Raw genomic sequence first — 15,526 nt, 5'->3', positions numbered from 1 at the left:
ACTTCGTACTCTTCTGCTTAAGGATTATAGATCTTCAACGGTGGCTATACACAGGTGACGCTTAAACTACCTTAGACCCTTCTCTTGGTAAGAAGAATGGTCCAGGAAGAGAACTCACCAATCAATAACTATTTATTGATTCCATCAGTATACGTCTTTGACTGATATGATAGCGGATTGGGTGTTTGCCCGGTATATTGGGGGACGTTTATGGAACAAAACGAGCAATGAGAGGGGTCGTCAGCACCGTCCCGTGTGGGATTGCCTGAACGAGTCGACGAGGCTCAGCGCGTCCGGACGTGCATCGCTCCAGTCCCACCACCAATGAGTGAGCAGGTACACACGAACCCCAGCCTAACCGCGACGACAACGCGTATCTGTGTGGTCGGCCTCGGCTACGTCGGCCTCCCCTTGGCGCAGGCGTTCGACAGCGCAGGCCATGAGGTCTGGGGGTTCGATATCGATCCCGAGAAGATCGAAACGCTCGAGGCGGGCGTTGACCCAACGGGCGACGTTGGCGATGAGGCCATTGCGACGAGTGCCATCGAGTTTACGACGGACCCGAGACACGTCGAGGACGCGGAGGTCGTTATCGTCGCCGTGCCGACGCCCGTCGACGAGCTCGAAAAACCCGACCTAAGCCTCATCGAACGCGCAGGACAGATGATCGGCGACCATCTCACGCCCGGGACCACGGTCGTCCTCGAGTCGACCGTCTACCCGGGGGCGACACGAGAAGTCTTCATCCCGGCGCTCGAGTCGGCATCCGGGTTGGAAGCGGGAAGCGAGATCGGCGTCGGCTACTCCCCTGAGCGGATGGTCCCCGGCGATGACGAGCACGGGCTCCGGAACGTCGTCAAGATCGTGAGCGCCCTTACCGACGAGACGCTCGCGGAGCTCACTGCGCTGTACGAAACGGTCGTCGAGGCCGGCGTTCACCAGGCGCCGACGATTGAGACCGCCGAGGCGGCCAAGTGCGTCGAAAATACCCAGCGTGATCTGAACATTGCGCTGGTCAACGAGCTCGCGATCGCCTGCGAACACCTCGGGTTGGAGACCCAGGCCGTGCTGGAGGCGGCCGGGACGAAGTGGAACTTCCACGAGTATCGGCCGGGGCTGGTCGGCGGGCATTGCATCCCAGTCGATCCATTCTACTTAATTTACGAGAGCGAACAGAAGGGGTTCTCCCCTGAGTTGATTCAGAAGGCTCGGGAGGTCAACGAGTACATCCCAACCCACGTCGCCACGCTGACGATCAAGGCGCTCAACGAGAGCGAGAAGGTGCTCCAGCACAGTCGCGTCCTCGTCCTCGGATTGGCGTACAAACCGGACGTCGACGATATCCGGACCTCCGCGATCGGTGGTGTGATTACCGAACTGCAGGAGTACGGCATCGAGGTCGTCGGGTTTGATCCGCACGCCGACGACGACGCGATGCGCGAGGTGTTTGGGATCGATGTCCAAGAAGACCTCTCGGTCGCGGGATTCGACGCGCTTCTCGTCGGGACACCGCACAGCGAGTTCCACGGGCTGAACTTCGGCGATCTCAGGTACGATATGCGGTCTGATCCAGTGGTCGTCGACGTGGATGGCACGTTTGAAGAGCCGGCCGTGGCGAACGGATTCCAGTACAAGAAGCTATAATGTATCGTGAACATACTATTGGCGTCGTCATCCCCGCGTACAACGAAAAGGGCTTTGTCGGGGATGTCATCCGCGAGATGCCAGAGTACGTCGATCGGCTGTACCTGGTCGACGACTGCTCGACGGATGGCACATGGGACGAGATCCGCGAAGCCGCCCGGGAAGATGCTGCGCGTCTCGACGATGCAGTGCTCAAGTACGACGAACGACTGCAGCCGACCGATCCCAAGGCCATGGCAGACGGGGGTGCGGCGTCGGTGCTCGACCAGCGCGCCGTCGTCCACGAGTCGATCGGGCGCGTCGTGCCGATCCAACACCGCGAAAACCGCGGCGCCGGTGGTGCGATCAAAACCGGGTATCTGGCCGCACTCGCTGACGAGGTCGATATCGTCCCGACGGTCGATGGAGACGGCCAGATGGATCTAAGCCAACTACCGAAGCTGCTCGATCCGATCGTCGAGGACGAGGCCGACTACGCGAAGGGGAACCGGCTGCTGTACAAGGAGTACCGATCGGACATGCCGCGGTTCCGCTTTGTCGGCAATGCGATCCTGACGTTCCTCACGAAGATCGCGAGCGGGTATTGGAAATCGATGGACCCGCAGAACGGCTATACGGCGATCTCTCACTACGCGCTGGCGAACGTCGGGATCGAGAACCTGTACGAGTACTACGGCTACTGTAACGATCTCCTGGTGAAGCTGAACGCCAAAGGGATGCGGGTCGCCGACGTCGCGATCCCGGCAGTGTACGGCGACGAGAACTCCTCGATCGACTACACGACGTACATTCGGAAGGTATCTGGGATGTTACTGCGCAACTTCTTTTGGCGGCTGAAGGTGAAGTATCTCGTCCTCGACTTCCATCCGCTCGCGCTGTTCTACCTATTCGGCGCGGCAACGGCCGGATTAGGGCTCGCTGGCGGGCTGTGGTCGGTCTATGCGAAGGTTGTACTGAGTGACCCCCTGTTCATGCGCGCATCGGCGAGCCTGCTTCTGTTCTCGGTCGGGAGCATGTTTCTGATGTTCGCGATGCTGTTTGATATGCAAGCAAACGAGAGTCGGGAGGTGCAGGTGCGTGAGTGACGACAAACTCGCCTGTGTGACGCTTGATCTTGAAAACGACTGGTACTTCGATGACCCGGAGTACGATCACCTCACCTTCGAGTACCTCGACGACTACATTGATCTAATCCAGGAGTTGGAGATCCCAGTCACGTTCTTCGTGGTCGGGAAAACGATCGAGCAGTATCCTGAGGCCATCGATACACTCAGCGACCAGTTAGACTGTGAGTTCCACCTCCACTCCTACCAACACGACACCTCGAAGTGCTACGACTTCCGCACGGAGATCCAGAAGGGGAAAGCAGCGTTCGAATCGCATTTTGGATTTGAACCGGAGGGGTACCGGGCCCCGCAAGGCAATATCGAGCCGTACGAGTTCAAAATCCTCGAGGACGAAGGCTTTCGATTCGACTCGAGCGTCTTTCCGTCGTACCGTCCTGGCGTCTATAGCAACCTCGACAAACCATTGACGCCGTACCAGCCGGACGAAACGGACGAACTCCTCGAGATCCCGATCGCGGCGACACCAGGGATACGGATTCCAATCTGCCAGAGCTACCTCAAGCTGCTCGGTGGACCGTATCTCACGTATCTCAGGAACGCGCCGCTGCCTGAACCACTCGTATTCAACACTCATCTGCAGGATTTTTATCACACGGCCTCGCACGACCGACTCGACCAACCAAAGCAGTGGATTATGAAACGTAACCTTGAGGACTCCACCAAGCTATTTTCGAGCGTTGTGGAGGGACTTCAAGATCGAGGCTACTCGTTCGGAACGATAATGGACATACCGGATTTAACTCCGGAATCAAACATTGACAGCGATCCAGTTACCGCCCCATCTACTCAGAAAATCAGTGATGGCACAAAATCTGGTTGTAAAGGTGCTTTTGACGAATCAGAACTTGACCCCCAATAAGAATATGAAGTACAGAAATCGTAAATTGATTTTGGTGACATAAAGTATGGAAATCCATACCTTTAGCGGTTCAATCAAGGATCAAACCCGGCAGGTTAATAAACAGACACTGGATTTCAACAATAATATTAAATAATATGGCGCGCACAATCGTTATCGGCTTAGACGGTGGAAATTGGGAACTCATCTCACCATGGCTTGAGAGTGGGGAACTACCTAATATTGCACGACTTATCGAACGAGGAGCAACCGCTACAAGTCATAGCTACCTCCCCCCTGTTACCGTTCCAAATTGGAAATGTTATTCGACCGGCAAAAACCCTGGAAAACTCAGTGTCTACCGATTCGACCACCTTGATGTAAGGAATGAAAATTACGTCTTCCACCATTCAACTGATTTCAAATCAGCGGAGCTCTGGGATTACCTGAACGATGAGGGATATCGTACTGCGGTGGTGAATATGCCGACGACGTACCCCCCTCGCGAGATTGATGGGGCTATGATCTGTGGCGGTCCTGACGCTCGTGAAGGTGAATATCGGGCGCTTGATGACGTCTATACGTATCCCGAGTCTCTTCAGAAAAAGCTCGAAGCAGAATATGATTATGCGATTCATCCTAAACCCTTGATTTCGTCTAAAGATGAACGGGGCGAGGAAGTTGACGCGATTCAAGAGTTGATCGATCTCCGATTCCGAGTTGCGAAGGACCTTCTCAGCCGAGAGGAGTTTGATTTCTTGCACGTGACTAGCTTTTACTCGAATACCCTCCAGCACTTCTTTTGGCAAGAAGAGCCAGTCTTTGAAACGTGGAAACTGTTTGACGACCATATTGGTGACTTCTTGGAACTTGAAGATACAAATGTTATCGTAATGAGCGACCACGGCTGTGAAAACGTCCACACAGTCGTTCATCTCAATAATTGGCTTGAAAAAGAAGGTTATCTGTCGCTTGAAACAAGCGTTGACGACGTAATGAACAAAGCTGGACTGACGAAAGAACGTGTACTTCAAGTCTCCAAGAAGCTAGGAGCAACTGATACACTGCCCGGATTATTCCTGAAAAAATTCAAAACTTAGTTCCTTGGGAAGAAGGTGTAAGAGGCAAACGAACCTTCGAGAAAATTAATTGGGAAGAAACGGACGCTGTCGCGAACGCACAAGGGCTTGTCTATGTCGCCCATGAGAAAGATTCAGAGACATATAATCGCGTCAGATCTGAACTTCTGGAGAAACTCGGTAAACTAGAATCTCCCACTGGTGAACAAGTGGCCAAAACAATCCATCGAGGTGAAGAGTACTATGAAGGCCCGTTCTTAGACAAAGCACCAGATCTCGTCATTGAATTCAATGCTGGATATCACCTCAGTGAAGCCACTGGAAAAGAAGCCGTATTTAACGACACGGGGAGATGGGAGGCGGAAAACATTCCTCCGGGCATATTCGCTGCAATGGGACCGGATATTACCGCGACAGAAGACCTTGGAGAAGTCAAAATTTCGGATATCATGCCGACGGTTCTCTCTCTGATGGACTGTCGAATTCCTGATGATATCGATGGAGAACCGATACCAGTTGCGGACTTCGAACCGGAGGAACGCAATGCACTCCCATCGCCTCATGGAGATTCCGACGCTGATGAGGATAAAGAAGTTCGTGAGCGACTTGAGGATTTGGGCTACCTGAACTGATTATGAGTGACTCACCAATGTTCTCTATCGTCACTGTAACGTGGAATGCAGGCGATGAGATCCTAAGATCGCTTGACTCTATCTATGCACAGACTGTCGATGACTTCGAAGTCGTGATTGCAGATAATGATAGCGACGATGATACTGTCACTCTTATCAGGGATGCCTATGGAGACGAGCCGACACTAACGCTGTTAGAGAACGACCGCAATCTGGGGTTCTCCGCAGGAATCAATAGAGCGATCAAGCGAACTGAGGGAGACTATATCTGCTGTTACAACCAAGATACCCTGTTCCCTTCTGATTACCTCGCAGAACTTGAGAAAAAAGTGACACAAGATGCAGCCTGGACAACCGCTCGAGTTAACTATCGAGTCTCTGAGACACACCAATGTATCCGGTTCCGAACAAAATACGGCTATTCAATTCCATATGTGGTTGATAGCCGATCTGGCTGTGTCGAGACAAATTTCATTCCAGGAGATGGGGCAATAATACCGCGTGCGATTTATAATGATGTTTTAAAGAATATGGTATTCGATCCAACGTTGCCAGCTCGCGGCGAGGATGTTGACCTCGGGTTGCGGTTACAGGAAGCAGATATAACAATCAAAGCAATACTCGATACTTACTCCATTCATCCTGACAAGTTAGATTTGTATGAGACCAGAATAGTAAATTTCGATGATTTCCTTATGAATTTGTACTCCAATGTGGTTGCATACCAGAGGAGAAATAGTGCCTCCGAGTGGCTACCAGTCCTCCTTGGTGGGTTCCTGCTCCCCTTCGAAGTATATTTTGACCAGTTTCCTCGACCAGAAAAGCGACTGAGCGAGGTGAAACGATGATCTGGAATCAGGCTTTGGTCCGTTCAACAGTATCGCTCAATCCCGACAGCGATCTATCCCATAGTCGTCTAGACTTAGGACCATACCAGTGGACTTCTGCAGTGAAATCAGACCATTCAATAGATACCAAATTATGACTGTCTCCGTCGCTCTGTGTACGTATAACGGTGCGAACTACCTTGAACTGCAACTTGAGAGTATTCTTAACCAGACGGTTGTTCCAGACGAGGTCGTCGTCTCGGATGATGGATCCGACGACGGAACGCTCGAACTTGTTCGGGATTACGCTCAACAGTATCCTGAAACTATTCGTGTATTGGATGAAGAGAAGAATCTAGGTGTAACAAAGAATTTTGAGCATGCTATTGAGGCTTGTGAAGGTGAACTGATCGCACTTGCGGATCAAGATGACTATTGGCACGAAGAAAAATTGGAACGTCAGATAGAGGCATATGAGCAGACGGACGCGGAACTTATCTGCCATGACTCATATTTAGTCTCGAATAACAATGTGATGACTAATCACGCAGACGCCACGTTATGGTCCAGTATTCGAGGCAGGCACAACCCGTTGACAGCTACGGACCCAAAACGTGCTGTAAGCGAGTTGCTCGAACGGAATTTTGTTCAAGGAGCAACAATTCTTGTATCATCTAAATTAGTGGATCAAGCTCTTCCAATACCAGATTGTGCGAATCACGATTATTATCTTGCTATTCTCGCTGCACTTACCAATGGAATCTACGATATGGATGCTCGACTCCTGAACTATCGTCAACATTCTGACCAAGATATTGGTGTGAGTCGTTCACCTTTACAGAAATTGACAAAGGAAATCTCCATAGAGGCTGAGGAATACGGACGTCGTGCATGTTTCTGGAAAGAAGTACTTAGCCTTGTCCAGTCTCTGGAGAGCGATATAATGACTGTAGATCGAGAGTGGCTAGTGGAAAGACTCTCACAACGGCATAGTTATTCAGAATCACGACAAACGATCCGCAATCGATCAACGCCAATGATGGAACGCATATCTACCTTTGGCCAGAATGTAATGATGAGAAGATACGTTCAGTTCGGTCATCCTGCTATGATTCTTACCGATCTTTTCATGTTATTATTCATCGGCACTCCTATCGACTCTCATTTACATAGCTGACACTACACTGCAAGTAAACCAAGATACAACCTGCTCGCTTCTCAAAGCGCGCTAACTAGACAGTGTTCTATATATAGAAATGTCTAAGTGAGGTACCCTTCGTATCTTGGATAAGGTTGATAGATCTCCCGAAACTACTCGTCTTGGGAATTAATTTCGCTGTTATAGTAGCCGTGCTGATTATACAGACGACGAGGGGAGGGTACCATAGCAGCGTCTTCGCAACTTATCCGATCGCGTTGTGGGCGGTCGTCATCTGCATGTTGATCGCGGTTATCGGAGTAGCACTCACCAGTTCTGAACGAGCGACTATTTGTACAACGGGAGTAGTCACCCTCATACTCATTTTTGTTGCCGCGAAAGCGGGAGCTGGTGTCTATGGGCCCGACAGTTACATCAAGGCGATGGACATCCGGTCTATCCTTCAGACCGGGCAAGTCGAGCATGATTTGTATAATGGATTTGAGGTGCTTAGTGGGATTTCAGTAATACACGCCCCACCCAACTCCATTTGAGTAAATTTTGTTCTCTTGCTCCAGACTAATATCGTCTCTTGTACGCGGCTCTTGGTAGTACTCTCCGTTTCGTTCGTACTGGACAGAAATGACGGTGTCAGGCCCAGTGAACAAATATTTCACCTCTCGGTCGGGGACGGGCGCACCCGAAGTATCGAAAGCAGGGGGAGCTATCAACTGCTCCTCGTCGTTAAGCGTCATATTTGCCAGCGCCCACTGAGACCCTTGAAATGCGCCAAATGAGGTGATGGAGGGATCAGTGTAATAGATCCGCTACGTTATTGTTCCAGCGGCGACCTGCCCATCGGTGGCGTACGCAGAATGCCACTCAACTTGTGCATGGTCGTGTGCCGTTCCTGGGTCACTCGGGACAGTATTCAATGCCGGGACTGGGTAGAGGACAACGAGGCTGATGATAAGACAGCCAACAACAACCATAGGTAGAGACAATGAAACGAACTGAGGACGCCGATCGATCGTTATTGCTGTCGCGGCTGCAACTGACGCAATCAGCGCTATTGCAGAGAGATACCGGACATCAGAGAATCCAATCGCAAGTGGGAAACCAATGATCCCACCAGCACCACAGCAGAAGAGCACTAGAAGACGACGATCTCGAGAATAGGTCCCCCTCGACAGATAGTCACTCGTTGCAAGAATAAAGAGTGTCGCGAGAAACGTCGTGGTTCTTAAAATCTGATACGAAATCGACTGACGGATGGGACCCACGAACGCGAAACCAAAACCCAGTGCTGCAATCAAATACAGCTATCCAAGGAAAATCACCGGCCGATCGAACGAGCGGCGTTGTATGTTATTAATTAGGTGTTTGAAAAGGCCAACACCTGCAACGCCTGTCGCGATCGCGAGAAGCAATACTGGGAGAAGTTTATCGCCAAGAGCAGCTGCAATGCCACAGTAATTGACCGGGGTGGAGGGATTCGTCAGGCATTGTGTTGGGGGCGTTGAGGTAGTGTTGATCAACCCGACGACCTGTAAGAGGGCGGGACCTAACAAACTCAGAATCTCGAAGTAGGTGAAAATGAGTGCCGCCGGAAGGAGGGAAAAATAGCGAGCCGAGTTTGGCCAAATCGAGCACTAGATGCTCTTGACCCGACCTCGAGCAACACCAATACGCCGAGTATAACAGCACTAGCTATGAGAAACAGCTGTGGATGATACAGCGTTAGTGCTGTAGAGACGACCATCAACAGGATAGAAACTCTTGTCGGTGCCTCGTAGATCGTCGTCGAATACAGGGCAATGCCGAAACAGAGGATGACGAGGGGCAATAGCAAATACACCGTGTGGAACGTCGATCGAGTCGTGAGCCAAAGCCCCATCCCAAGCGGAAGCAGGGCCGCAGCTGTGAGTACAGCGTGTTGGTGCCTCTTCGTCGTAATTGATGGTATTTACCGGATCACGAACAGTGTCGAAAGCGGTGCGCTGGCCGCAATCACCAGAAAGACCGGCAGGTCCATCGGACCGCCGTCGAGAGTCATGCTGACGATCGCCGCAAAACTGTGTGATAGTGTATGTGGTCCTATTTCCTCCACTGATCCGGTTGCGAGGACTTGGTTCACCCCTCGGACTCGAGCATAACTATCCTGGCCGAAAACCCCAGTGACTAATAGGGAGGGAATTGCCAGCAAAAGGAATGATACGACCGCAGACAAATAGATTGTGATGACCGTCGAATGGGAGAGGAGGGCCACGATCATTGCAGAGTTTGTAAGTCGCAATGTCGCCCAGATGGGGGCGCCTATTTTGTCTACGAGGAAGACGGGGAGTACAAAGCCAAGCAGACAGAAAACGCAGAGATTGAAGAATCAGACACTGACGCTGCGACGGTTATCCAGTATGCACTCGACAATATCCTTGACGAGGGTGGTTACGTCGAACTCGGGGCGTTCACGGCAACGCTATCGTTTGCTCCCGCCGCCGACACAGACGACCAGGGGATGGTCGGACAGGGAAGAGAGAACACGGTGTTAGAGACCGCGTCGGATATCTCGGACTCTGATCTTTTTACTCGAAAAGGCGACGATGCAGATAACCGGTTGAAAAATTTCCTACTCAGTGACCTGACTTTCGACGGTGGCGGGAATGTGGCCGATTGCGTCGATCTTGAGCACGTACACCACCTCAAAGACGTGTTCGATACCGGCGGGACGAGAGGTTTCCATATCGGAGATATGTTCTTTTTCCGGGCCGAGGGTCTCGAAGCGCGGGATAACGACCGACATGGCTATTTGTGCGACCATAACCTCAACGAAGGGATGTTTATCCAGTGCCGGGCGAACAACAATGGAGAGGGGAGTACAGGACACGCGGGATGGAGGCTCAATTCCCAAGGTGGCGGGGGCATCCCGCGAGGGTTGACATGGGTCGGGGCACACGCGTCGGATAACGACCCCGCTGGATTTTCCTCGAAGGCGTGAAGGGGTGCAAATTCATTACGCCGTATTGCGAGCGCAATACGAACGACGCGTTTGAATTGGAGGATGATGAAGATGGGAATAAAACCAGAGCTATCTCGATCGAGGGTGGGTGGATGGTGGACAACGACATCGGCGTGTTTTTTAAAAAATATAGACCGTGTGCGAATCATCGGCAACAACATCGAATTAGACGAGGAGGACGGAACTGCCGCGATCCGGTTCTTTTCCACAGCGACCGAAACCAGATACCAAGATCACATCTTCGAGACTGCGTCGGGCGTATCGTGGTCGGATGGAGAAGTGACGGGGACCGGCACGCGGACGCTCGCAAACGGCGTCGGAGAGAACGACGGAGATCCAAACTCGGAGGGGGAATGGGACGGGAACGGCTACGAAGGCGCTACGGTCGTCTACACCACGAACGGCGATATATACATCTATCGCGATGGTTCGTGGGTCTGCTAGTCAGTCCACATACACAATAACTGCGTTATCGCCAGCGTGATAGACCCGCGCTCCCCCAGGAAATCGTTGCTGGACCTCTCCAGCCGATAACGATCGGGTCTGCTTGTATACAGTTTCATCACCCCCAGAATCATTCGTGTAGGATACTGGCACATACTCGCTGGACAACGGCGAGATCATAACGTGCGTCATAGTCGACTCGTTTGTCGGCTGTCCAGATACATCCTGGATACTCTGCACTTGCTGTTCATCGTCGTCAAGCACCAGTTCTCCCTCTAACCATGCTGAACCCCGATACGGACCGAAATCATTGTCCGGGACCGGGTTTTGGTATCGGTAGACGCGCCATGCAGTCGTTCCTGTCGCGACCTGTTCAACATCATATTCCGTTGTCCATGCGACCATGTTATGATCGACGTCGGTACCCGCCTGATTTGGTTCGGCATTTAGGGCAGCAAACGGATACAAGATTGGAACGGAAACAGCAAAGATAATTAAAATGCTGCAAAGCAAAAGGGTAGCTCCATTACGGCGATAAGAGACAACTGAGCCCCCTACAAAGGCGATAGTTGAAACCGAGATGGTTATGGCGAGAATCCGAAGATCTCCTATCCCAATTACAATTGGCAGGGCGAGCACGGTGAGGCAACCACCAGCGAAAAGCATCATTGTTGATCGGCGCGGGCGCTGGTACGTTCTTGAAGCGATTATCGCAACAATCGCCAGTCCTAGAAAAGCGCCCAAACCCAGCAGACGATACGCCAAACCCCGGCGGATAACGCCAAGGGCAACGATCACAAAGGAGAACAGCAAGGCCAAGTACAGCCCCGTGGATCGACCTGCGGTGTGGTCATAAAACCCATCTACTAATGAGGTCCGCAACCGGTCAAGAACTGTCGTGCCCAAACATCCTGTAGCTGCTGCGAATAAAATCAGTGCATGGAATTTATTCCCCAGAGCCAGCTCCAGGCCACAAATGTCGATCGGTGAGGCATCGGACGGGACGCAGATCGTGGTTACACTTTCCGCAGAGCCAAAACCAAGCAAAACGAGGAACACAGTCGATAGTGCGTCGAGAAGCTGGAAATAGATAAAGTAGATAATAAATGGCGTAGCGATTAACGTAAAATGTATATTAAACTGGCGGAGGCGTCCAAGCACTTGCGTTGTTCTCAGTTCTTGTGAGAGGAGAGTGTCAGACAGTCCAATGATGAAGGCAAACAAGATCGAGAGAAGCGCCGCCATTGGATGGATAATCAAAAGCCCGAGGCCAGCACCGAGGCTGATAAAGCACATAGGCCACGTGGGCCGGGCCACAAAGCGGAGCAAATACACGATAAATATCACTGCAAGAGGGAGTGAGAGATAATATGGATGGAACAGGGAACGAGTCGAGAGCCACATCCCCATCCCAAACGGGAGGAAAATAGACCCTGATATCAACAATCGACGTTCCAGGTTGTGAAGACCAAACCGGCGGCTGAAAACGGCGGCGGCGAACGGAGTAAGCACGGAAATGCCTGCATAAATGCTGTACTGGAGTAATACCTCTGGTGCGAGCAGCTGAGTTATTGCAGCCAGTACTTTAGACCATTATACAGGTCAATTTCAACACGACCGACTCGGAGAATCTGGCGTACTTTCATTGCCTTTATGTAACTATCAGGCCCATACACACCTGCACCAGTTTTTGCACCAATTGAGAGGAGTACAAAAGTAGCTAACGCTGCCGCATAGACCGTTGTGCGTTCAGAGGAGATGAATGATAGCCCGATAACCGCGTTGAGCAAAACGATAATAAGTACCCAAAATCCGATCGGGTACACGGCAAAAACACTCGAATGGTAACCAGTGGACGACTGGAGAACAAATATTGCAAGCGCGAAAGCTACATTAACACCAGTTATTAGAAGTTTTGATAATCGGATTCTCAGCATATGATTATCAGTACGTAAACTATCGATTCTCATCAAGTTGCTGCCAGTCGTTTGTGGTTCATAATATAAAAGACTATTTACATACGATTAGAATAGTCAACTATGTCGATTCAGATGGCCGCAATGCTGGTTGGCTCATGAGGGATAGGCATGTCGGTTGCTGGGTTATTGTGTCTGCCACCATGGCCCGATGCAAATGTAGGGTATTGGAAATTGCCGGGTGGGTTTTTGCTGATCGGGTTGCTCCTCGCTTCTGGCTCTATCGCTATTTATTGCATGTGAAGTGAATAGTAGTTTCACGGGGGTAGGTACCTAAAGAAGTGTGTTTCTACAGAGCCCCTACCCTATCTGCTGGGAACGCGTCATTCGAAGATTGATATACGTTTGTACGGCTTTTGTGCGAAGAGGCCCGTACGAGAGCAGAATGAGTCCGTAGATGAGCGCACCTACACCTATAAGCACTAGAAGTGCAAGAAGGGAATTCGGGGTGATTATAATTTTGATAATTCCAACCATTATAGCCATCAAGATGGACGAGAAGGTACACCAACCGATTTCGCGGTAGGGAACTTGAATTCGGACAAAGTTCCGAAGATAGTACCAATGCAACAGCGTGTTCAGGGAGAACGACAGTGCTGTCGCGACAGCAGCTCCGACGATGCCAAATTGCCAGATGAATAATGCGTTCAGAATTAGGTTCAAGACCACAGAAACGATGGTTGAAAGTGCAGCGAGCTCGGGCCGATCAATCGCCTGCAACGCACGACCAAGGATGATGTGTACACCTTGGAGAAGCTTCTCACCCATCAAGATGATGAGCACAAGCCAGGCGATGGCGAACTCTGCCCCAAAGACGTAGGTGAGAATCTCGCGGGACAGGACGAGCGTCCCGAAGAACGCTGGGATAATCAGCGCGAGCGACGGGGTAAGGGCTCTGGGAATCAGTTCCTCAATACGGGCCTTTGCGTCCTCCGTGTCCCAACGGCTCATCTGAGGGAATAGTGTGGTTGCGATCGAGCGGCTCAAGAGCATCACAGCGGCGGTGACACGCCACGCCACCTCGTATGAACCGACTGCCGTCTGAGTCACGAACAGGCCGAGGATCGCAACGTCCATCCAGCTATAGACGTACCCACCGACGTCCGAGATTGCGTTGAATTGACCGTATTGAAGCAGGGAGCGCGCGTGCTTGACGGTCGGCCGTCGCGGAATGGTATCTACCTTCAACCATCCCCAGAGTAACGCAACGATTTCACTGGCGATTAGTCCGTAGACTAACCCTGTAACATCTCCTAGAGCCGTGAGGAGGAACCATCCGGCGATCAGCCAGCCGACGTCGCGAATGATTTTGAGTATCGCTGTCTCGCCGACTCGTAACTCACCTCGAAGAACAAAAACAGACAATAGCGAGGCTTCTCTGACGACAATGGTCAGTACGAGCAGTTCGGCGAGGGGTGCTCCGATATACGTGTTGAGTTGGGATGCGAAGAGGAGAACTCCAGAGGCCAATAGGCTAACTGGGACTAACTTGACGAGGACTACAGAGCTGAGGAACTGACCGGGTTCCCTGCCCTCACTGATCCGTTTTTCGACGGCGCCTCGGAGGCCGAAGTCCCCAAAGATGGATGTAATATTTAAAATAACCAAGAAGAGGAAATAAACACCCATCGAGGCAGCCCCAATTTGCCTAGAAAAAATCGCAATTCCAAGAAATTGCGCTAAAGCAGCGACGATGTTCCCAACAAATATTTTAAATCCAGATTTTGTCAGATTCATCTAGCAATGTTATTGGGATCTTGTTAAGATCGTAGTTATAGCAGTGCTCGGAACTTGTCGGCAAGTTCTGCTACGCCCTGATCAAGATCATAACAAGTCTCGAACCCTTGATTACGTATCTTCTCGTCGCTCACGATATATGACAGCTGGTTCAATTGTTCAGCCTCAGTGTACCCGATTTCCACGTCCGGAAAGTACTTCACGATGGCATCGACAACGTCCTGCAGTCGGCCGTTCTCTCCGACCACATTGTATGCCTCGCCATCGCCTAGTTCATTCGCGGCGAAGATCATTGACCTCACGGAGTCGTGTACGTGTAAGTAGGGGCGCTTTTGATCCTCGGCGCCTTCGTACACCGTCAGCGGTTGGCCAGTTGCCGCCAGCAGAGCGAATTTGTCTACCACCGTGTCAAAGCGCATTCCAGTGGACCATCCGTATACGGTTCCCAAACGTAGGCCAGTTAGGCCCATTTCACCGTCGTACCGGTCAAACATCTCTTGCTCGGCCGCCAACTTCGCTTCGCCATAAGGCGATTCAGGATCACAATCAAAGTCCTCCTCGATTTTTTCTTCAGTTGTCCCGTAAACCGAACATGTGACCGCATTTACGAATTCGTCGACATCTGCATCACGAGCCGCCTCATAAACATTCAATGCACCGTCGTAGTTCACATCCCACGTCTTTTCGGGGATATCAAACGTCTCGGGTGCGTTCGTAATTGCCGCAAGGTGGAACACAGTGTCTACGCCTTCCATCGCGTTACGCACTGCTTCCTCGTTGCGGATGTCGGTCTCAACGAACTCATAGTCGGCGTAAGACGGCAGGTCCCACAGTGCGTGGAAGCGTGGCTGTCGGAAGTTATCTAATTCGAATAGTATCCTGTGAAAATTCAGGGTGGTTCGGAAGTTCTCGGATCAGTCGCGATCCGAGGTAGCCAAGTCCACCGGTAACGAGAGTTGTCATGTTTAGTTCTCCATCGTGTACTTTTGTGGGTACTCTAGTATATGTTGCTGTTCGTCCTCGGTCAAATCCGAGAATCGCAGAACAGTCTTACACTTGCGGCCGGGG

13 protein-coding genes are annotated in these 15,526 nt (G+C 51.4%); 10 read left to right on the top strand and 3 right to left on the bottom strand.

What is annotated here, in order from left to right:
• Positions 1-324: 324 nt before the first annotated feature.
• The 10 genes from RJT68_RS00170 (at position 325) to RJT68_RS00125 (ending at position 10,745) form a co-directional block, all read left to right on the top strand.
• Entirely contained in the window at positions 325-1,644 is a 1,320-nt protein-coding gene (locus RJT68_RS00170) for a nucleotide sugar dehydrogenase (RefSeq protein ID WP_407038380.1), read from the top strand.
• Positions 1,644-2,729 (top strand): glycosyltransferase family 2 protein, encoded by a 1,086-nt coding sequence (locus RJT68_RS00165; RefSeq protein WP_407038379.1) that lies wholly within the window; start codon positions 1,644-1,646, stop codon positions 2,727-2,729. The genes RJT68_RS00170 and RJT68_RS00165 overlap by 1 nt, the downstream gene beginning before the upstream one ends.
• Positions 2,722-3,630, top strand: coding sequence for a polysaccharide deacetylase family protein (locus RJT68_RS00160; protein WP_407038357.1), 909 nt, complete (start codon positions 2,722-2,724; stop codon positions 3,628-3,630). Before RJT68_RS00165 ends, RJT68_RS00160 begins: the two co-directional genes overlap by 8 nt.
• A 137-nt stretch (positions 3,631-3,767) precedes the next feature.
• Positions 3,768-4,709, top strand: coding sequence for an alkaline phosphatase family protein (locus tag RJT68_RS00155; RefSeq protein ID WP_407038378.1), 942 nt, complete (start codon positions 3,768-3,770; stop codon positions 4,707-4,709).
• A 188-nt stretch (positions 4,710-4,897) separates the two neighbouring features.
• Complete coding sequence (locus tag RJT68_RS00150; RefSeq protein WP_407038355.1) at positions 4,898-5,320, top strand: hypothetical protein; 423 nt, start codon at positions 4,898-4,900, stop codon at positions 5,318-5,320.
• A gap of 2 nt (positions 5,321-5,322) precedes the next feature.
• Positions 5,323-6,168: a glycosyltransferase family 2 protein gene (locus RJT68_RS00145; RefSeq protein WP_407038354.1), complete on the top strand. Its 846-nt coding sequence runs from the start codon at positions 5,323-5,325 to the stop codon at positions 6,166-6,168.
• A 133-nt stretch (positions 6,169-6,301) separates the two neighbouring features.
• A complete protein-coding gene (locus RJT68_RS00140; protein ID WP_407038353.1) occupies positions 6,302-7,324 on the top strand; it encodes a glycosyltransferase family 2 protein in 1,023 nt (340 codons plus the stop codon).
• Between the two features lie 116 nt (positions 7,325-7,440).
• Positions 7,441-7,839, top strand: coding sequence for a hypothetical protein (locus RJT68_RS00135; protein ID WP_407038352.1), 399 nt, complete (start codon positions 7,441-7,443; stop codon positions 7,837-7,839).
• Positions 7,840-9,536: 1,697 nt separating this feature from the next.
• Complete coding sequence (locus tag RJT68_RS00130) at positions 9,537-10,280, top strand: hypothetical protein (RefSeq protein ID WP_407038351.1); 744 nt, start codon at positions 9,537-9,539, stop codon at positions 10,278-10,280.
• Positions 10,281-10,439: 159 nt separating this feature from the next.
• Positions 10,440-10,745, top strand: a complete 306-nt coding sequence (locus tag RJT68_RS00125) for a hypothetical protein (protein WP_407038377.1) — start codon at positions 10,440-10,442, stop codon at positions 10,743-10,745.
• Here RJT68_RS00125 and RJT68_RS00120 read toward each other — a convergent pair whose 3' ends face one another.
• The 3 genes from RJT68_RS00120 to RJT68_RS00110 all read right to left on the bottom strand — a co-directional run bounded on the left by RJT68_RS00120 (position 10,746) and on the right by RJT68_RS00110 (position 15,336).
• A complete protein-coding gene (locus tag RJT68_RS00120; RefSeq protein WP_407038376.1) occupies positions 10,746-12,257 on the bottom strand; it encodes a hypothetical protein in 1,512 nt (503 codons plus the stop codon).
• 764 nt (positions 12,258-13,021) lie between these two features.
• Entirely contained in the window at positions 13,022-14,458 is a 1,437-nt protein-coding gene (locus RJT68_RS00115) for a flippase (protein ID WP_407038348.1), read from the bottom strand.
• Positions 14,459-14,493: 35 nt separating this feature from the next.
• Positions 14,494-15,336, bottom strand: coding sequence for an NAD-dependent epimerase/dehydratase family protein (locus tag RJT68_RS00110; protein ID WP_407040421.1), 843 nt, complete (start codon positions 15,334-15,336; stop codon positions 14,494-14,496).
• Positions 15,337-15,526 lie beyond the last annotated feature (190 nt).

The sequence above is a fragment of the Halovalidus salilacus genome (assembly GCF_031852275.1).
Lineage (GTDB): Archaea > Halobacteriota > Halobacteria > Halobacteriales > Natrialbaceae > Halovalidus > Halovalidus salilacus.
This window is presented reverse-complemented; position numbering and strand designations above follow the sequence as displayed.